The organism is Natrinema pallidum (genome assembly GCF_005890195.1).
Classification (GTDB): Archaea; Halobacteriota; Halobacteria; order Halobacteriales; family Natrialbaceae; genus Natrinema; species Natrinema pallidum.
The window spans coordinates 1,357,017-1,375,306 of sequence record NZ_CP040637.1; the positions used below are offsets into that span (position 1 = coordinate 1,357,017).

Sequence of the window (18,290 nt, forward strand, 5' to 3'; positions counted from 1 at the left end):
CGGCCGTACGACCGAATCGAGTAAAAACGGGTCGGTTTCGCGCCTCGAGACGGCGCGAGTCAGTGCCCGCGTTCCTGTGTGGGCGTCGCAAACGGCAGCGTCGCCGTACCGCCCCTCGTTACGGTTGCACCGGCTCCGCCTGCCGGAGGTCGGTGACCGTCTCGATGTTCCACGCGAAGCCCCGGCCATCCTCGGTCGGCGTCTCGAGCGCGAACGGTAGGTCCCGCAGGTCGGGGTGGTTGACGATCGCTTTCATGCCGTCCTCGCCGATGTATCCCTCACCGATGTGGGCGTGTTCGTCCTTGTGGGTCCCGACATCGTGTTTCGAGTCGTTGAGATGGATGTATTTCAGGTGCTCCAGCCCGACCTCGTCGTCGAAGCGGCCGACCGTCTCGTCGACCGCCTCGGGCGTCGTGAGATCGTTGCCCGCGACGAGCGTGTGAGCGGTGTCGATACAGATGCCGATCTCGGTCTCGGTACGGTCGATGATCCCGCCGAGATGTGCGAACTCGCCGCCGAGCTTCGTCCCGCTGCCCGCGTCGGACTCGATGAGGAGCTGCACGTCGTCGGGCACCTCGAGTTCGTCGATCAGGCTCGCGGCGTTGTCCAGTCCGCCTTCCACGCCCGCGCCCGTGTGTGCGCCCAGGTGGACGTTCACGTATGGTATACCGAGTTTGGCGGCGGCGTCGAGTTCGGCCTGCATGCTTTCCTTGGACTTCCGACGGAGGTCGTCTTTCGGCGTACAGAGATTGACGAGATAGGCCGAGTGGATGACCCACGGCCCCTCGAGTTTCGCGTCGCTCTCCTCGCGAAAGCCCGCCGCGGCCTCGTCGCTGATCTCGGGCTGGGCCCAGACCTGCGGCGAGGTAGTGAATATTTGCCCGCAGTTGCCGCCGAAAGCGAGTTGGCGATGAACCGCGTTACGGAGGTCGTCGTACGGCGGTGTTTCCTCGTCGGACGAGACGCGCGACCCGGAGATCGAAACGTGTGCACCGACCTTCATCGTCATAGATTTTCGTCAGTACCGGGCCGTGATAGATATACCGGAGCGGATCGGCCGCCGACCGGAATAATCAACTGACTGTCCGGAGTACGTGAACCACGTGACGGAATACGAGGCCGTTCTCTTCGACAATGACGGCATCCTCGTCGCTCCGCCCGCAGCCGAGACACAACGCGAAGCGACGCGGGCCGCGTTCCGAGAGGTGGGAGTTGCCGATATCGACGAGCAGTACCTGAACGCGATCGTCGCCGGCGTGACCGTCGACGAGCTCGAGGCACTCTGCAACGCCTGCGGGCTCGATCCGGAGCCGTTCTGGGAAGCGCGCGAACGTCTCGACGAACGCTCGCAACTCGAGGCGTTCGAATCGGGAGCGCGAGGCTGCTACGACGACGTCGCCTGCATTACCGATCTCTCCCAACCCTGTGGCGTCGTCAGCAACAACCACCACAGCACGGTCGCGTTCGTGCTGGAGTTCTTCGGACTTCGCCCGCTGTTTGCCACGTACTACGGCCGCGAGAAGACCGTCGAAAGCCTCCGCCTGAAGAAACCGAACCCGCACTATCTCGAGCGGGCCCTGGCCGATCTCGACGCCGAATCGGCGCTCTACGTCGGCGATAGCGAAAGCGACGTGATCGCGGCCGACCGAGCAGGGATCGATTCGGCGTTCGTTCGGCGAGCACACTGTCGCGACGCGTCCCTTTCGGTGACCCCGACCTACGAGGGAGCAACCCTCCGCGAGATCGTTCGAATCGTCGACGGTCGCTCGGACTGACCTCAGTGGTCGCCGGCCTCGAGCACCTCCCGATTCCGAACCCAGGCGTCGGACCCGTACTTACGGTCGGCAAGGTCGCGAGCGGCCTCGAGTTCATCGTCCCGCCACGTCGCGTCGTCCGCACCACACCAGTCCCGGAGCGCTCCCGCGATCGTCTCGACCGCCTCCTCGCGGTCGATCCCCGCCTCCCCGCGGATACTGGTCACTCGATCGGTGAACGTCGATTCGTCTATATCCGCGTCGAAGACGCCGACGTGTGTCCGCGGCTCGAGGGCGTAACTGATCGATCCGTGCTGGATAACGACATCGCGCTGGCGATACTGCGCGTTGCCGCTGATCTTCTCGGCGTCAGCGCCCGCGTCCGCCGGCGCGACGATGTCATGGGCCGGATTGATATCCCGCAGATAGCATGACGGCCGGTAGATGGCGTCCTGCTCGGCCGACGCGAAGGCGGCGTCAACGCCCATCCGGTCGAACGCCTCGAGAATCGGCTCGCAGAACAGTTCGTAACAGTCCATCAGGTCCCCCGGGACCTCGTCGGCGGGCGCGACGATCGTATACGAAATATCGGCGTGGCGGTCGTGATAGATTCCGCCACCGCCGGTCTGTCGGCGCGTGACGTCGATCCCCTCCCGTTCGCAGAACTCCCAGTTGACCGTGTCGGCGTCCTGGCGATACCCCAGCGAGAGCGTGCTCGGCTCCCAAGCGTACGTGCGGACGGTTCGAACGCCGTCCTCGAGCGCCGCTCGAGCGGCGATCTCCTCGAGCGCCATCTGCATCGCTCCATCGCGGGCATCGTCTCGAATCAGCCGCCAATGTTGATCGGTAATGACGGTCATGATTGAGTACACACCGATGAGGGGGAAAATGGTTCTGTTATACATCTGAGGATGGGATACCAAAGACACCACGACATTGTGGTAAAAAACAATCTGACCGCATTGATTCTTCTACTGTATTCTACTCTCAACAATAAGTCTGATGGAGGCGGACGGCGACGCCTGCTAGGACGTTCGCCGTTCGCTCGGGCCGTGTCTAGTTAAGGTTGTAGCGACTGGATTAATTTGACTGTTGTGGAGCGAGAACGGACACCGCATCGGCTGATGGAGGTCGGTATTCGACTCCATCTTGCAGGATTATTGCTTTCGAATACCGTTCGAGAACTCGAGAAGTTCGGTGTCGAGCGATCGCGCAAGGCTGTGCACGATTGGGTACAGAAAGCCAATCTACAGCCAGCAACTGACGTGACTCCGAATCACGTTGCGATTGACGAAACCGTGATTCGGATTGACGAGCACCAATATTGGCTGTACGCTGCAGTCGATCCTGAAACGAACAAGATCCTCCATATACGGCTGTTCTTGACGACTACGATCGCGTTGACTGAACGGTTTCTGCAAGAACTCACGGAGAAATACGATGTCGAAGACGCTGTGTTTCTCGTCGATGGCGCACAGCATCTCCAGACAGCGCTCCGTCGACACGGACTCCGATTTCGATACGAAAAACACGGAAATCGGAATGCTGTCGAACGTGTCTTTAGAGAGATAAAGCGACGAACTTTCTGTTTCTCAAACTGCTTTAGCAATGCCGAAGCAGAAACTGCCGACGACTGGCTCAGATCGTTCAACTTCGCATGGAATCAGCTTATCTGAACACTACCTATTCACACCACTATAGGAGTAATAACAGCCGAAACGTCGCTTTCTTCCAAGAACACTTAATTAAGATCGTAACGAGCAAATGGGACTGTCAGCGTGCTGTTGAGACCGACAGATTACCGGTTTCTGTAATATTGATATGAAGCGTGTCTGTGGTATCGTCTGAGACGATCCATTTGCCGGAACTTGTTAGCGTGGTTCTAGACTGATTTCCAGAGACAGATGTCACCTTATAAGTATAGTTCCCGGAGTCAACGATCGCGATTTTCGTCACACCTTCAGATCCACCGACTGTGAACTCGTTCTGGTACGCCGATTCATCATTCGAAGAGTGTGATACTACGACATTAATTTTGTACGAGTTTTCAGGGTCATGTACTTGAATGTCGAGTCGGCTACTATCAGGCTCGTTTAATATGATTCCAGAACACCCTGCACAGGCAATTAGAAGACCAGCAAAAGCAAGGACCAAGAATTGATGACAACGTACTGATAGAAGCACTTTTATTCAGACCTCCTATGTACAGTAGGGTTCCAAACCTAAAAAAAGCCACGGATACTTTGATTTCGACTACGTCGGCGCGTCCTTGTCGTAGACGCTCCCAGTGCCATCCGTATTACCTTTGATGGCGACTTTTGCGGTGACGTGATTAACCTCAATCCCAGGTTCGAGGACGAAATCACCGTAAGCAGTCTTGACGAAGTACGTATCGTACTTGTCTAGATCGAAACTCTTGCCTTCGAAGTTTGCGAAGAGTCCTCCCGTAGTGTGGTCAGTCGTTGACGAAATATCTTTGTACTCGCCTGCACTCTCGTCGTATGCCCAGGAAACAGTGTGGCTGAAAGTATATTCCGTTCCAATCGCACTTTTGCCGACTGCTTTCCCCGTGATTTCGTCTGCCTGTTGGAATGAGAAGGGGTAATCGTTTCCGTCTCAACCGTAGGCTCACGGAACACTTGATGCTCGACTGTGATATCTGTCATCAAATCAGCGAGGGTTTTCTGCTGTGCATCCGAGAGCGAGTCCCAGACAGGCATTGGCTCGTCAAGATCGTAGAGTTTCTGTCCGAACCGGATTGCAGCCTGACGATCGTCTGCATTGAACGAAGTATTGAGGGAATCTTCACTTGCACCGACTGAACCGACACCAGAAAGACCGATGGTAGTTGCAAGGGTAGTGCCACTGAGTTTGAGCATGCCGCGGCGAGAATTCGCCGCGTTGAGGTACTCATTATTTTCGTTTTCGTTGGAGTTCCCATTCATAGTGTTTGAAACACCATCTAATCAAACGGGGGATTGTTTCTTTGCATTAACCACTAAAAATTAATTAATTTACGAGAAGTAATTCAAAACACGATCAATCACTCATACCAAAGGCAGGTGCTGTTTTACAGATGCTATCCAGAAAGTGAGAGGGTGCCTACGTAGTAACCCACTCACTGATGATTTATTTTATATTTGATTCGCGCGAAATGCAACCTGTCTAAAATAACCTACATAATGGTGGTTAGATGGTTATCAACCGGGAATTTTTTACTACTAACATTCTATACGTGATATGGAAGTCGTTGAGACACAAAACCTTCGAAAAGAGTTTTCGGGTGGAATCGTCGCGGTTGATGATCTCAGCTTCAGTATTAATGAAGGGGAAATATTCGGACTTCTTGGCCCGAATGGTGCTGGGAAATCCACAGTAATTAATATTCTCCTTGGGTTTGTCACTCCTTCGGCTGGCCATGCCACCGTTCTTGATCAAGACGTTCAACGAGACTTCGCATCAACCCGAAACCGGATCGGTATTCTTCCGGAAGGATATAGCCTCTATGACCGATTGACTGCCCGTGAACACATCGAGTGGGTCATCCGGACAAAGAATGGAGAGACAACTCCCCACAGTATCCTTGAACGAGTTGGTATTAATGACGTAGCGGATCGTCGTGTCGGTGGTTTCTCGAAGGGTATGCGTCAACGGCTCGCGTTTGGAATGGCACTCGTTGGCGACCCTGATCTTCTCGTATTGGACGAACCATCGTCCGGCCTTGATCCAGCAGGAATTCAAGAGATGCGAAACACGATTCGCAAAGCGGCCGCAAACGGGACGACGGTCGTCTTTTCGAGTCATGTGCTTCCCGAGGTTGAAGCGGTCTGTGACCGCGTGGGAATTATGTCTGACGGTCAATTAGTTGCCCTTGACAGTATTGATACACTTCGAGACCAGGTTCGGGACACAGCACGTATCGTCCTTACCCTCGAGGAGGTCCCGGATAATATTGGCCTCCGACATGTTGACGGTGTTCGAAAAGTTACAGTTGATGGAACGGAGATCCGCGTCGATTGTCATAATGCTACTGTGAAGGCTGATGTGGTTCGGCATATTGATCAGCGTGCGACAATCTCAGACATTATTTCCGAGAAATCATCGCTAGAAGTATTGTTCAACAAATACACGGATAATCTGACGGCCGATGATGGGCATCCGACTGCGGAGGTGGCTCAATGAACACCGTCGAAGTTGCTCGAAAGGACTTCCTTGATGTTCGTCGGTCGAAGGTCATCTGGCTCGTCCTGTTCATCTATTCTGGATTTGCTGGGCTGGTGATGTATAGTAACACGGATCAGTGGGAATATTATGATACGGTTCGCAAAGGAGTGATTCAAACACTGGGATCAGTTGTATTTGTTGGCGGATTGCTCGTTCCATTGGTTGCGCTTGTTGCAGCGTATCTTTCTATTGCGGGTGAGATGGAGATGGGGAGTGCCAAGTTCTTACTTGGGTTGCCGAACACACGGTTGGATGTCATCCTTGGGAAGTTCCTCAGCCGAGGTCTCGTGATTGTGTCTGGTATCGTTGGTGCGTTCGTCGTCGTCGCTGGATTTCTACTGGTTTTCTATCCTGTTTTCCCAATTACTCCGTACCTCGTGATGTTCGGTCTGCTGTCCCTCTATGCTGTCGCCTACGTGGCAGTTGCTATTGGAGTTTCCGCATCAGTCTCCACGAAAGCACGTGCAGCAGCGGTTGGATTTGGACTGTATTTCGTCATGAACATTCTATCGCTCCTTAGGTCGCCTGGTTCCATTGTTCGGGCACTTCATGCTGATCTGCTTGGCTTCGCAGAAGCGCCTGTTCTCTATCAGTTCATATCACATTTAGTACCGAGCCAGGCCCTCATGCGGGGCTTAAGTGTGTTCAATATCGAAGGATCATCAACTACACCACCTCCTGCTGACGCCCCGTTCTATGTTCAAGCGGAATTTATGCCCGTCATTCTCTGTGGATGGATCATCGTTCCACTCGTTGTTGGATACTACCGCTTCCGCGATGCCGACATAAGCTGAGATGTTGACTAACGATAATTATCACTGTCTCGGCGAGAGTGACCGCTCGTCGGGTAGCGTACATTAAAACTTCACGCTTAACTAAACACGGATAATAATTCAATACAAATATTATTTTTATTGGTTATAATAGATCTCGTTATGGATATTAGAAGGGTAGACTCTCGAGTGGAGGTCAGGGGCGTGATTAGAGCCCACGGATTGTCATGGCGTGAAGCGTACGCGGGACTGCTCCCGGAGCACGTATTACAGGCACAGACAGTCGACCCGACCGATGAGGAAGTCGATCGGTGGGTCGAACGACTCTGGGACAATCGTGACGGGGTCGTGATTGCAGTGGATACGGACGACGTCGTCCGAGGGTTCGCGGATTTCCGATGGGGGGCATCGGTGACGAAACCGTTCGTGGAGACAAACGACGCCGAGTTGAAAGCGATTTACGTCGACCCGGACTACTGGGGACGAGGAACGGGGACCGCGCTCCTCGAGCAGGGACTCGAGACGCTCCCGGATCAGATCACACGGCTTCGGCTCGAGGTTCTGTCCGACAACGAGGTCGGCAAGCGCTTTTACGAGGCTCGTGGGTTCGAGAAAACGGATACTAGTAGCTACGAACTCGGTGGCGATTCGTATCCGACCCGTATTTACACGCTGGAGCTCTGAGTTCGTCGACCGCGAGTCGGACCGTCACGTGCCGCAAACGAAAGTAGGTCGTCTACTGCCACACCACGGCACAATGTATATATCGGCATGGGATTTATCCCTTTCAGTCGTACAGTCGGGGAATGACGACTTCGGCATCACAGGCCACGGACGGCACGTGTTTTCCGCGTTCGACGTCCTGATGACCGTTCGTCACGCCGTTTTTACGTACCCGCCGGCTACTACCCCTATGGTGCGAAACGTCGCCGGATTGCTCCCGGACCTCGACGAGGAAGACTTCTATCTCCTCTCGGGGGTCGAACAGGGGATGCGATTCTCCGAGTGGGTCCAACGCGAGAAGCTCCCGAAATTCGCCAACTTGACCGAGGAGGAGGTCGACTACCGACTCGAGCGCTGTCTCAAACGCGGGTTAGTCGAGAAGAAGACGATCCAGTACGAGGGCTACACCCTCCAGTTCGAGGGGTACGACGTTCTCGCCTTGCGAGCGCTCGTCGAGCAGGATACGATCTCCGAGTTCGGTTCGCCGCTGGGCGTCGGGAAGGAAAGCGACGTCTACGAGGTCAAATCCTACAAACCACTCGCGCTGAAGTATCACCGCGAGGGGTATACGAACTTCCGGGAGGTCCACAAGGAACGCGATTACACTTCGGACAACGACCACGTCTCCTGGATGTACACCGCACGGAAGGCCGCCGAACGCGAGCACGACATCCTCAAGGAACTCTATCCTGACGTCGCGGTCCCCCAGCCGATCGGCCAGAACCGCCACGCCATCGTCATGGAGAAGATGGACGGCGTCGAACTCTCCCGGACCCGCCTCGAGGACGAGCAGGTGCTCGGCGTCCTCGAATTGTTAGTTTCCGAGATCGCACACGCGTACGCGGACGGGTACGTCCACGCGGACATGAGCGAGTACAACGTCTTCGTCAACGAGGCGGGAGTGACGATCTTTGACTGGCCCCAAGCCGTGCCGACGGATCACGAGAACGCCAGCGAGTTCCTGCGCCGTGATCTGACAAACATCGTGGGCTACTTCCGGCGGAAGTACCCCCAGCACGTCCCCGACGCCCTCGCGAGCGACGCTCTCGCCCGGGCCATCGAGAACGAGGCGTTCGAGTCGCTCGAGCGCTACGTGTGAGGGCAGGCCCGCTCGAGTCGGTAGGGGCTCGATTTGGTGGTGTTTTGAGCCGGTTCTCTACGGCGAGCGGTTCGCCTGGTACGGTAGCTGTCCCGATCTCGGCCGACTGATCGGTCGATCATATAAAATAAATCAATTATTGCTATATCAAAACAGGACTCGGTGCTACCAACGCAGTGCTCTCCCCTGGGCTTCACTCTATCGGGGCGTTGCCGCGGTGAGTGAACTGCAGTCCCGTGATAGAGAAGGGCCGATCAGCAGTGGTTCATCGATTCGGTATCGAGAGTCACCGCCTGGATAGGGCAGAGTGACTGAGCACCGGGACCAGTGGAACGGACCTGATGCGATACTCGTGACGGACCGGTTCCGGCACGGACGGGACCGCGAGAGGAGCGAGGGGGCGGCGACGAGAGCAGCGATCGCTCGAGACCCTAGATCTCGCCGATGTGCTCCCGTTTGCGCATCAGATAGAGGAAGTACGGGCCGCCGAGGAGACCGGTGATGATCCCGACCGGTAACTGGACGGGATTCAACGCGAGGCGCGCGCCCACGTCCGCACCGACGAGCAGGGCCGGGCCGACGAACAGGCAGCCGACGAGGAGTCGTTTGGTGTCCCCGCCAACGATGTTTCGGACCATGTGTGGGACGATCAGGCCGACGAAGCTAACGAGGCCGGCGACGGCGATCGCGGCGGCCGTCGCCAGGATCGCGATGCCGGCGACGAGAAAGCGGACTCGTTCGACCGACATGCCGAGCGATTTGGCGGTCTGCTCCCCGAGCAGGAGGATATCGAGCTGGCGGGTGACCGCGAGGGCCAACACGAGCGCGAGTATCGTAAACGGAAGCGCGATCCGTACCTGCTCCCAGTCGGTTCCAAGCAGCGATCCCGAGAGCCACGTCTGAGCCGCCATCGCGATCCCGAGATCGTCGATAAAGAAGAACAGGGCGCGCTGGACGGAGCCGAACACGGAGCCGACGATCACGCCGGCGAGGACGAGCCGGACCGGACTGGTGCCGTTTTTCCACGCGATGACGTACACGATGAGAAAGGCACCGGCTCCGCCCATGGCCGCCAGCACCGGGAGCCACGGCAGAAGTCCCGAGAAGGCCGTCAACGTCAGCAGGACGACGAGGCCGGCTCCGTCGCTGATCCCCAGGATATAGGGGCTTGCGAGTTCGTTTCGGGTCACGATCTGGAAGATCGCACCCGAAATCGCGAGGTTCGCACCGACGAGAATCCCCACGAGGATCCGCGGGAGGCGGATATTCCAGACGATGAGTTGGCGGGTCGTGAGCCAGTCGGGGATCTCACCACCGAGGAGGAACGCTCGCCAGACGCCGAGGTGGAAGACGACCTGTGGATCGAACACGGTTCGCCACGCCTCGCCTAATGTCAGCGGGTACGCGCCGAAGCTCACTTGCAGGAGCGTGGCGGCGAGGAGGACGCCGAGACTTCCGAGGATCACCGAGACCAGTCCGGGATCGATCCACGCGGCGCTCGAGCGGTCGGATTCGGTGTCGTGAGTCGCCGATGAGCCTGCCATCAGCCGTCAGAACTCCCCGTTAATGATGGCCGCGAGGGACTCGCGGTCGAAGAGCCGTTCGTCCTCGGGCACGTCGGCGACCGCACCTGGCCACGCACCGAACCGGTCGGGGAAGACTTGCTTCGCGAGGGCCTCGGTCGAATAGAGGTCGACGATCGGGCCCATGTACTGCCCACCGGTTCGGACCAGGTTTCCGTTCTGAACGGCGGTCAACTGCTGTCCGTTCGAATCGTTCTCGAACGGTTCGACGGCCGTCGAGACGAACTCCTCGTGTGTCAGGGACGTGAGTCCACCGACAGCACCGATGTAGTCGGGGTCGACATCGAGGAGTTCCTCGTAGCCGATGGGGCCGTCGGGAATCCGTCCCTGGAAGGCGTCCCGAAGGCCGAGTTCGCGGTACGTTCTGGTGTTGTTCGCCATCGCATCGATTTCGGCGATGCGGAACTGCCCGGACTCGGGGTTGACGCCGCGCCAGATCGCGGCGACCGACGGGCGCTCGTCTTCGGGTGGCAGTTCCGATCGAATCCCCTCGATGAAGTCATCGTAGAACGACTGCCACGCGTCGAACTGAGCCTGCCGCTGGAAGATCCGTGCGGCCTGCTCGAACGCACCGTAGAGATCGTAGGGCGGCTCCTCGCCGTCGGTCAGGGAATCGGACTGGAACCGGATCGTCGTCCCGAGGAACGGGCCGGTTGCCGATTCGATCTCCGCGATGTCGTCGTCGCTCCAGTCGGCGTAGAACTTCAGCGCCCGCGGGTCGATGAGGTTGACGTCGGCATCGGCGGCGTAGAAGTTCTCTTTGTCGTAGCCCTCTTCGGCACCGCCCGCGAGCAGCGTGACCGCGTCCGTATCAAGGGAGACGTCGGGCAGCAACTCGTAGTACTTCAACGGAGCCCGGTCGAAACTCGCGACGGCGGCGGGCTCGATACCGAACGCCATCCCGATATCGAGCCAGACGCTCGGAATCGCGGTGTACGATTCCGGCACCGAATCGAACGTATGTCGAAAGTTCGGTTCGACGGTCACGGTATACGACTCGGTATCCGTCCCCGAATCGTCGTTATCAGCGGTTGGATCGCCTGTACACCCTGCGACGGTCGCCGCAACGAGACTCGCACCGCTGGCGAGTACCGTTCGTCTCCGTGGCATGCTTTTAGGTACGCCTAAGAACACATTAGTGATTTCGTGCGTTCCTCGTTACACGCCGTGTTACGCGTAACGCGGGTTGTAACGGACGCGGTCGTTGTGTGGTAGAACGTAACCGGTCGTCTCCCTACGCCGCAGCCGACAAAAAGCGACCGAACGAACGGCCCAGCCGGCCGCGCTGCTACGTGCGCGGACCCACGGGTTCGGTTTCGGACTGTCGTCGCTCGAGCGGGATCGCCTCCGCCCGTTTCTCTGTGGCCAGTTCCCGCGCCCAGTCGACGACTGCGGGACGCGTACTCCTGACGACGTGAAAGCCGCCGGTCGCCCCGTTGCTGACCGAGAGGAAGACCGTCTCGTCGTCGATGAGATCGACGTTACACGGGAACCGTTGATCGGCGCTGTAGTAGACGGGTCGCTCCGTCGCGGCCTCGATCATCTGCCACCGGTCGACGAGGTCCGGGTTCTCGAGGCTGACGTCGGTCGCGCCGCGGTCGAAAACGACCGTGGCGTCGGGCGCATCCCCGGTATGGAGGGATTCGGCGTGGGCGTACATCGGAAGCGTGGTGAACGAACTGACGATGGCGCGGACGGTCGTCGCACGGCCGACCGCGTTCGCCACGACCCGCATCCCAGCGAGCGGGTCAGCGCCGTCGGTCGCGACGACATCACTGTCGGCGAGGCATCTGAGTTCGAAATCGAACCAGTCCGTCGGAAGCGCGTCGATCACGTCCGGATACCGTTGCCCAACGGTGATCGTCTCGAGGAGACGACTGAAATCGTCGTACACCGCCGCCCCTGTGTCCGTGATCGCGTAGCGCCCGTCGTCGTGGTGTCGGTCGATCCAGCCCCGGTCGGCCAGATCGCCGAGCGTCCGGCTGAGCGTCACTCGCGTGACGTCGGTTCCCGTAAGGAGTTCTTCGCGCGTGTGTGGTCCGTCCGCGAGGAGTCCGAGGACGCGGACCCTGTGTTCCGACCGCGCGAGAAACGCCGCTCCCTCGATGGCCTCGGTCGTCGACCGACCGCTCTCCTGTGTCGTCGGTGCCGACAGGTGGTGCTCACTCATCGTCGCCCCTGCCACCATATCATTTAGGCCAGCCTAAAGATTGTCGTTCTGCCCCGGAGACTGTCGCGGCGGCCGACGGATGGTGGAATTAATCCGCCTTGCGTTCGTACCCCGTTATATGAGTGGTAACAACACGCACAGACTCGACGGCGTCGGTGTCTGGGGCGGCGGCGTTACCGGCGGACTCATCGCCGGAATCGCGATGGGGCTTGTCCTCCACCTCGGCGGTAACCAGATCGAACTCCTCGGCGGCCTCGCGACCGATCCCGGCACGGCGGTCGGCGTCGGGTGGACGATCCACCTCATGTTGAGCATCGCGTTCGGGCTCCTGTTCGCCGCCATCTCCTCGAGAGAGGCGGTTCAGCAACAGGTAGACGACTTCAGCGATTACGTCATCATGGGACTCGCCTTCGGGTCGGTCCTCGGACTCTTCGCCGGCGGCGTCCTGTTCCCGCTTGCGATGGAGCGAGCCGACGTGGCGGCGCTTCCGGTTCCGTTCCTCCCGATCTCGGGAACCACCGGAGAACTGGTCAGCGCGCTCGTGTTCGGCCTCGGTCACCTCGTCTACGGACTGGTGTTGGGTGCCGTCTTCGCGACGGTCAACGGGATCACGCCACGCGGCGTGCGCGATTTCGCCGCGATACGATGACCCGGTGGTCGCCAGCGCGGACGATCGAACAGTCGCGTGACTCGCTGGCACGGGCGTTCTCGGAGTTCGAAGCCCTTATACTCGAGAGTTGGGAAGTGTGAGTAGACTCGCTGGTTCGCGGGCATCAGCGGGCACCTGTCCGACGGTCGGTCACAGGTCGGGATGTGATCCGCGGGGCACGCGCTCCGGTCGGGATTGAACCACGAAACGCCCGCGGGTGAATACAGATGGCAGAAAGCTTCTATTCCCACATCAAGGACGCATGGAAGGACCCCGACGACGGCAAGCTCGGGGAGCTGCAGTGGCAGCGCAAACAGGAGTGGCGCGACCAGGGTGCGATCGAACGGATCGATCGCCCGACGCGTCTCGACAAGGCACGCGAACTCGGCTACAAGGCCAAACAGGGCATCGTCGTCGTGCGGGTTTCGGTCCGCAAAGGGACCGCCCGGAAGGAACGTTTCAAAGCCGGTCGGCGCTCGAAGCGCCAGGGTGTCAACCGCATCGGGCGGCGCAAGAACATCCAGCGCATCGGCGAAGAACGCGTCTCCCGGAAGTACCCCAACATGCGGGTGCTCAACAGCTACTGGGTCGGTGAAGACGGGTCCCAGAAGTGGTTCGAAGCGATCCTCGTCGATCCGAACCACCCCGCGATCGAGAACGACGACGATCTCAGTTGGATCTGCGACGACGACCACACGAACCGCGCGTTCCGCGGCCTCACCAACGCCGGCAAGGCCAACCGTGGCCTCAACAACCGCGGCAAGGGCGCTGAGAAGGTCCGACCGTCCAATTCGGGCGGCCAGAGCGGCGCGAAGTAGCGCGTCGTCACCGCAGCCGATTCACGCCGATTTTTTCGCGATGCCGCTCGAGAGCGGACGCACTGCCGGTCGCTCGAGTCCGATACGACGACGACCATCGCTGCGAGTCCGCCGAGAGACCGGTTGCTGGTCGTCCATGAGGGATCGAACGCGCGTGCGATGGGGAACTCCCCGATCCGTGGGACTCGGAGGTGGACTTATTTCGGGGGCCGACGTATCGGGAGACATGGCAAACCACGTTCTCGTCGCGGTCGACGACTCGACGCAGTCGACGGAGGCACTCGAGTTCGCCTGTACGGAGTATCCGGACGCGACGATGACCGCGCTCTACGTCCTCGATCCGGGCGATTTCTACGCGGTCAGCGGCGTCGAGGGGACCGCCGTGGCAAACTACGATGAGATAGAAGGCCGCCACCAGGATCGGGCTGCGGACGTTCTGGATGGGGCGCGCGAGCAGGCGGCCGAGCACGGTATCGACCTCGAGACGGAGTACGTCATCGGCGGCGTCTCGCGATCGATCGTCGACTACGCTGCCGAACACGAGGTCGATCACATCGTCGTCGGCAGTCACGGCCGGACGGGCGCGAGTCGGATTCTCCTCGGGAGCGTCGCGGAGACGGTTGCTCGGCGGTCGCCGGTGCCGGTGACGATCGTTCGCTAGCGGGGCCGTGGCACGGCGGCTGCGGACCCGAACGCGACGGCCACGGACCGACGGCGTGTAAAACGAAACCGGTCGACCGGCTCAGGCCGAAACGACTTGGCTTTCCCGCTCGCTCTCGGTCGTGCGCATGTCGAGATCGGTCATCAGCGCATCGATGGCCTCCTCGGGATCGGTCTCGGAGTCGAAGACCCGATCGAATCCCATTTCGCGGAAGAACGCGCGCGTTTCCTCGAAGTCGTCCTGTCCGACGGCGAGGTTGCCGCCGATGTAGGTCGTCACGTCGAGGTCGGCCTCGGCGATCCGCCGGTGGAAACCCTCACAGTCCTGCTTGGCGTGGCCGTAGAGCGAGGAGACGAGTACAGCCTCGGCGTCGTTGGCGGATGCGGTTTCGACGAACTCCTCCTGGGAACTCTGGACCCCCAGGTTGACCACGTCGAATCCGGCTGCCTCCAGCGCCTGTTCCAGGATGGTAATCCCGACGACGTGAGCGTCGGACCCGATCACGCCGAGGATGACTGTCTGCGTCATGTGCGTACCACCACACACTGCGGGGACCACAATAAACCTAATGATTAATAATTTATGGGCGTTCGCACGGGTCGTGTTTAGTTTGTAGCAGTCTGCCAGACGGCGAAGGCTTGGAGCCACGATTCTGCGGTTGATGGGTTAGCGTGACTAAAACAGTTTGAGAACGACGAGGTACGGCGTTTTATCTCTCTAAAGATACGCTCGACAGCATTCCGATTTCCGTGTTCTTCGTATCGAAAGCGGAGTCCGTGTCGACGGAGTGCTGTCTGGAGATGCTGTGCGCCATCGACGAGAAACACGGCGTCTTCGACATCGTGTATCGTCTTGCCAGTGATCGCTTTGCGGAGTTCGCGACGGATGCCAGTAGTCGGTAGCGTTTGAGCGACCTTATCGGGGCCGCAGGGAAGCGCCTCGAGGACGGATCGGAGGGCGGCACCGGTCATCTTCCCAAGTGAATCAACGAACGCGCGGGTGACGGACGTCTGTGTCTCGAGGTGATCGACCGCTGTCCGGGCGAGAAGCGTCATACATGAATGTATATAGAATCTGATTAAATATCCGAAGAATTTATCCGTATTACGAATAATGGGTGATTCGTACTATCAACAGTGGTGGAAGGTAATAACAATCAGAGTAGAAGCTTGATAGGCCGACGTGGAGTGCTGAAAATGGGAGCCTCAGCAGGCCTCGCCTCAACGGGAATCACGGCGGCATCCGTCTCGGTCGGAGCCGAAAAGAACCCGACCGGGACGGAGGATGCTGGCATCCAAAAGCCCGTACAACAACTCCTCCGGAATCGGAATCCAGAGAAAGCCGCACAGTTGATGGACAAGAAGGGTGTCGAATACGACCAGACCGCCGTCGGAATGCCGCTCGTTTTGAACCAAAAGCCAGGGGAGGACAATGGGGGGGAGGACGATGGCATTTCGACACAGGCCGAATACAACAAGTCGAACTCCCAGTTGGTACAGACGGTCCGCCTCGTCTCTGGAAGCATCTATCGGTCGACGATCTCGTGGGTGCTGGAATACGAAGGTGAGATCGTGAACGCATGCGTCGATTCGGCCGGCCCGAAAGACGGTGTCTCGGTTGGATTTTCCGGGGCGTACTGGGAACCAGTGAACGATAGTTGGCGGTTCGGTTCGAATACGACCTTCGACGACCGAAAAACAGAAGGCGTCATCGGCAAGTTTGACGACCCCGAGTACGTCCCAGTGACTGGCTGTAACGGCGGTATCCGTCCGAAAGTTCCCTCGCTCTCTCGGCGTTCAAGTTGGATGAAAGTGGATCTGAGGAAAAAACAGTCCGGCAAGCACAACGTGTACGGCACATATGCCCACACGTGGAATCCATTCAGTTTGCCCAGTGGAGTCACCTTCTCGATCTCGCTCGGTATCCTCTCTGTCAGTACTGGTCCCAACGCCCAGTACTGGAAGCGTCGAAGTGACGTCAACAAGTAACTTACAGTACAACTACAATGAAAGCTGGACTCGCAGGCATCCAACTGTCGATTGTCGGATTATTCTTGACCAACTGGGTCGGCGATAACTCACCAGTCCCACTCTTTGGGATGTTGCTACTCATCGCTGGAACCGCCCTTGTCGGCTACCAAGTCATGGGGGCAGACAGTTACTAGTCGCCGCTGCGGTAGCAGGCACGACAACTCCGTCATATATCAGAATCAGCATGATGGCACTGTCTAGTTGAGTCAGTTTGAGATGTGAGCAGGTCTGCGAGCATCTCTAGGCGAGTTACTCAACGACCTGCTCACTTCTCAAACCGAGCTAACTGGACGGTGCCCGCCCGATCGTCGTGTCACTGAGCACGACTCGAGGCAGGTGGTCAGACGGTCGTCAGCGCGCCGACCGATGCGTCGGTGCGTTCGCGGGCGCGTTGGATTCCGTCCTCGCCGGCCGCGATGAGCGCGAAGACGCCGGCGACATCGGCGTCGGCGGTCCGAACGATGTCCAACAGGAGTTCCTGGGTTTCGCCCGATCGAATGAGATCGTCAACGACGAGCACCGATTCACCCGGGCCGATGGCCGAGGCGGGCAGATAGTAGGTGAGTTCGATGCCGGACTGCAGGCGCTGGCGGGCTTCGATGAACTCCTCGACGGCGGTTTCCTTGCTCTTTTTCGCGTAGGCACAGCGGACACCGTAGTAGCTCGCGAGCGCGGCCGCGAGCGTGATCCCGTCGGTCGCGGCAGTGAGGACGACATCGGGCCGCTCGAAGTCGAACCCGTTGGCGACGACCGGCGCGGCCAGATCGAGGAACGGCTGGTCGAAGACGGTCGCGCTATTGTCGACGTACCCCTCGTCGTCGACGCGGATGCGGGCGGCGAGTTCCTCGGCGAGCGCCTCCCGGCCGAGATCCTCGACGACCTCGCGTGCGCGCTCGGTTCCCGGGAGGACGTGCCCGTTGACGTACCGATTGAGATCGCCCGCCGGAAGCCCCGTCGTCTCGGCGAGTTCGTCGTAGGTCCGCGTCTCCTTCAACATCCGCAGTACGTCGACAGCCCGCAACTGCAGGGCTGCCTTCTCGGCTCTGTTCATAGTTGGTATGCACGATCCTGCAAGTATGGGGGTTTCGATCGGCGGGGACGGCCGAGATAGCCACAGCCGTGTGGGGCGACGATCGCGGGTCGGCGGGATTCGCCCGCGTATCCGCTGTCTCGGCGCACTACACGGCTTCCGATCACGAAGACTGTCACTCCGAACCACCCGTTCCGGAAGCGACCGCATCCGTCTCGTCCTCGAGCAGGCCTGGTTCGAATGCGGTGTGGTCGTTGGTCCGGTTCCCGCGCTCGCAAATCCCGTTATCGGCAGCGCCGGGCTGCTCGAAAGGGTATTCTCGTCGAGTTGCTCCGTTTCGGACTGTACGCGCCCATTTCGAATCCGACGACGGATGCGCCGATCGAGTCGGGTGCCGTCCGCTGTTCCTCGATAATCGCTCCGACCTCGCGCACGATCAGTGTCCGGCAAGACGTGTCCATTGACGTATCGACAGAGGTCGCCCGCCGGTAGCCCCATCGTTCGGCCGGTTCGTCGTAGGTTCGCATCTCCTTCAGCGTCCGCAACACGTCGACCGCCCGCAAACCTGATGAGGGTCGTACTGTCGAGTACCGAACCGACGACGGTGCGAACGGTGTCGTCTCTGTTCCTGCCGACCCTGAATGTCCACTGCATCCGGGTGTTCTCCGGCGGATCAATCTGTACTATGGAGCCGAGCGGGAGATGACGTATCGAGAATTAGTACCCAGCTGTGACTGATCGTCCGCGAATAGATTCAGAAACGCCGAAGTCGACGC

General features: G+C 59.0%; 18 protein-coding genes and 2 pseudogenes. 10 read left to right on the forward strand and 10 right to left on the reverse strand.

The window, feature by feature from the left end; translation table 11 throughout:
• Window positions 1–118: 118 nt before the first annotated feature.
• Window positions 119–1,003 carry a deoxyribonuclease IV gene (locus FGF80_RS06675; RefSeq protein ID WP_138655488.1) on the reverse strand — a complete coding sequence of 295 codons (885 nt, stop codon included), beginning with the start codon at window positions 1,001–1,003 and terminating at the stop codon, window positions 119–121.
• A gap of 100 nt (window positions 1,004–1,103) precedes the next feature.
• Between FGF80_RS06675 and FGF80_RS06680 the strand changes: the two genes are divergently transcribed.
• A complete protein-coding gene (locus FGF80_RS06680) occupies window positions 1,104–1,775 on the forward strand; it encodes an HAD family hydrolase (protein ID WP_049908079.1) in 672 nt (223 codons plus the stop codon).
• Window positions 1,776–1,777: 2 nt separating this feature from the next.
• Here the strand turns inward: FGF80_RS06680 and FGF80_RS06685 are convergent, their stop codons facing one another.
• On the reverse strand, window positions 1,778–2,614 hold the full coding sequence (locus FGF80_RS06685; RefSeq protein ID WP_138652930.1) for a lipoate--protein ligase family protein: 837 nt from the start codon (window positions 2,612–2,614) through the stop codon (window positions 1,778–1,780).
• 219 nt (window positions 2,615–2,833) lie between these two features.
• On the opposite strand from FGF80_RS06685, the gene FGF80_RS06690 reads away from it, so the two are divergent.
• A complete protein-coding gene (locus FGF80_RS06690) occupies window positions 2,834–3,430 on the forward strand; it encodes an IS6 family transposase (RefSeq protein WP_138652932.1) in 597 nt (198 codons plus the stop codon).
• Window positions 3,431–4,156: 726 nt separating this feature from the next.
• Here the strand turns inward: FGF80_RS06690 and FGF80_RS06695 are convergent.
• Window positions 4,157–4,699, reverse strand: a complete 543-nt coding sequence (locus FGF80_RS06695; protein WP_138652933.1) for a hypothetical protein — start codon at window positions 4,697–4,699, stop codon at window positions 4,157–4,159.
• A 295-nt stretch (window positions 4,700–4,994) separates the two neighbouring features.
• Between FGF80_RS06695 and FGF80_RS06700 the strand changes: the two genes are divergently transcribed.
• The 4 genes from FGF80_RS06700 to FGF80_RS06715 all read left to right on the forward strand — a co-directional run bounded on the left by FGF80_RS06700 (window position 4,995) and on the right by FGF80_RS06715 (window position 8,573).
• Window positions 4,995–5,936, forward strand: a complete 942-nt coding sequence (locus tag FGF80_RS06700; protein ID WP_138652935.1) for an ABC transporter ATP-binding protein — start codon at window positions 4,995–4,997, stop codon at window positions 5,934–5,936.
• Window positions 5,933–6,772 (forward strand): ABC transporter permease, encoded by an 840-nt coding sequence (locus tag FGF80_RS06705; protein WP_006185725.1) that lies wholly within the window; start codon window positions 5,933–5,935, stop codon window positions 6,770–6,772. The genes FGF80_RS06700 and FGF80_RS06705 overlap by 4 nt, the downstream gene beginning before the upstream one ends.
• A gap of 183 nt (window positions 6,773–6,955) precedes the next feature.
• Window positions 6,956–7,435: a GNAT family N-acetyltransferase gene (locus tag FGF80_RS06710; RefSeq protein ID WP_238705355.1), complete on the forward strand. Its 480-nt coding sequence runs from the start codon at window positions 6,956–6,958 to the stop codon at window positions 7,433–7,435.
• Window positions 7,436–7,664: 229 nt separating this feature from the next.
• Entirely contained in the window at window positions 7,665–8,573 is a 909-nt protein-coding gene (locus FGF80_RS06715; RefSeq protein ID WP_006185727.1) for a serine/threonine-protein kinase RIO2, read from the forward strand.
• A gap of 431 nt (window positions 8,574–9,004) precedes the next feature.
• On the opposite strand, the gene FGF80_RS06720 is transcribed toward FGF80_RS06715, so the two are convergent.
• From FGF80_RS06720 to FGF80_RS06730, 3 genes are all read right to left on the reverse strand, one after another.
• Window positions 9,005–10,117, reverse strand: a complete 1,113-nt coding sequence (locus FGF80_RS06720) for a FecCD family ABC transporter permease (protein WP_138652937.1) — start codon at window positions 10,115–10,117, stop codon at window positions 9,005–9,007.
• Between the two features lie 6 nt (window positions 10,118–10,123).
• Window positions 10,124–11,266 carry an ABC transporter substrate-binding protein gene (locus tag FGF80_RS06725; protein WP_006185730.1) on the reverse strand — a complete coding sequence of 381 codons (1,143 nt, stop codon included), beginning with the start codon at window positions 11,264–11,266 and terminating at the stop codon, window positions 10,124–10,126.
• Window positions 11,267–11,444: 178 nt separating this feature from the next.
• Window positions 11,445–12,326 (reverse strand): helix-turn-helix transcriptional regulator, encoded by an 882-nt coding sequence (locus FGF80_RS06730; RefSeq protein WP_006185731.1) that lies wholly within the window; start codon window positions 12,324–12,326, stop codon window positions 11,445–11,447.
• A gap of 118 nt (window positions 12,327–12,444) precedes the next feature.
• On the opposite strand from FGF80_RS06730, the gene FGF80_RS06735 reads away from it, so the two are divergent.
• The 3 genes from FGF80_RS06735 (at window position 12,445) to FGF80_RS06745 (ending at window position 14,454) form a co-directional block, all read left to right on the forward strand.
• The gene (locus FGF80_RS06735) at window positions 12,445–12,975 is read left to right on the forward strand and encodes a hypothetical protein (RefSeq protein WP_138652939.1); all 531 of its coding nucleotides are present in this window, start codon (window positions 12,445–12,447) and stop codon (window positions 12,973–12,975) included.
• A 227-nt stretch (window positions 12,976–13,202) separates the two neighbouring features.
• Window positions 13,203–13,793 carry a 50S ribosomal protein L15e gene (locus FGF80_RS06740; protein ID WP_006185733.1) on the forward strand — a complete coding sequence of 197 codons (591 nt, stop codon included), beginning with the start codon at window positions 13,203–13,205 and terminating at the stop codon, window positions 13,791–13,793.
• A gap of 226 nt (window positions 13,794–14,019) precedes the next feature.
• A complete protein-coding gene (locus FGF80_RS06745; protein WP_138652941.1) occupies window positions 14,020–14,454 on the forward strand; it encodes a universal stress protein in 435 nt (144 codons plus the stop codon).
• A gap of 81 nt (window positions 14,455–14,535) precedes the next feature.
• Here FGF80_RS06745 and glmS read toward each other — a convergent pair whose 3' ends face one another.
• Together glmS and FGF80_RS06755 are read right to left on the reverse strand one after the other, a co-directional pair.
• On the reverse strand, window positions 14,536–14,982 hold the full coding sequence (gene glmS / locus FGF80_RS06750; protein ID WP_138652943.1) for a methylaspartate mutase subunit S: 447 nt from the start codon (window positions 14,980–14,982) through the stop codon (window positions 14,536–14,538).
• Between the two features lie 77 nt (window positions 14,983–15,059).
• Window positions 15,060–15,299, reverse strand: a pseudogene (locus tag FGF80_RS06755) (IS6 family transposase); the annotation flags it as partial.
• A gap of 351 nt (window positions 15,300–15,650) precedes the next feature.
• On the opposite strand from FGF80_RS06755, the gene FGF80_RS06760 reads away from it, so the two are divergent.
• A complete protein-coding gene (locus tag FGF80_RS06760) occupies window positions 15,651–16,442 on the forward strand; it encodes a hypothetical protein (RefSeq protein WP_138652945.1) in 792 nt (263 codons plus the stop codon).
• A 382-nt stretch (window positions 16,443–16,824) separates the two neighbouring features.
• On the opposite strand, the gene FGF80_RS06765 is transcribed toward FGF80_RS06760, so the two are convergent.
• Together FGF80_RS06765 and FGF80_RS19980 are read right to left on the reverse strand one after the other, a co-directional pair.
• A complete protein-coding gene (locus FGF80_RS06765; RefSeq protein WP_138655490.1) occupies window positions 16,825–17,535 on the reverse strand; it encodes a phosphoribosyltransferase family protein in 711 nt (236 codons plus the stop codon).
• Window positions 17,536–17,940: 405 nt separating this feature from the next.
• A pseudogene (locus tag FGF80_RS19980) lies at window positions 17,941–18,077 on the reverse strand (phosphoribosyltransferase family protein); the annotation flags it as partial.
• Window positions 18,078–18,290: the final 213 nt, after the last annotated feature.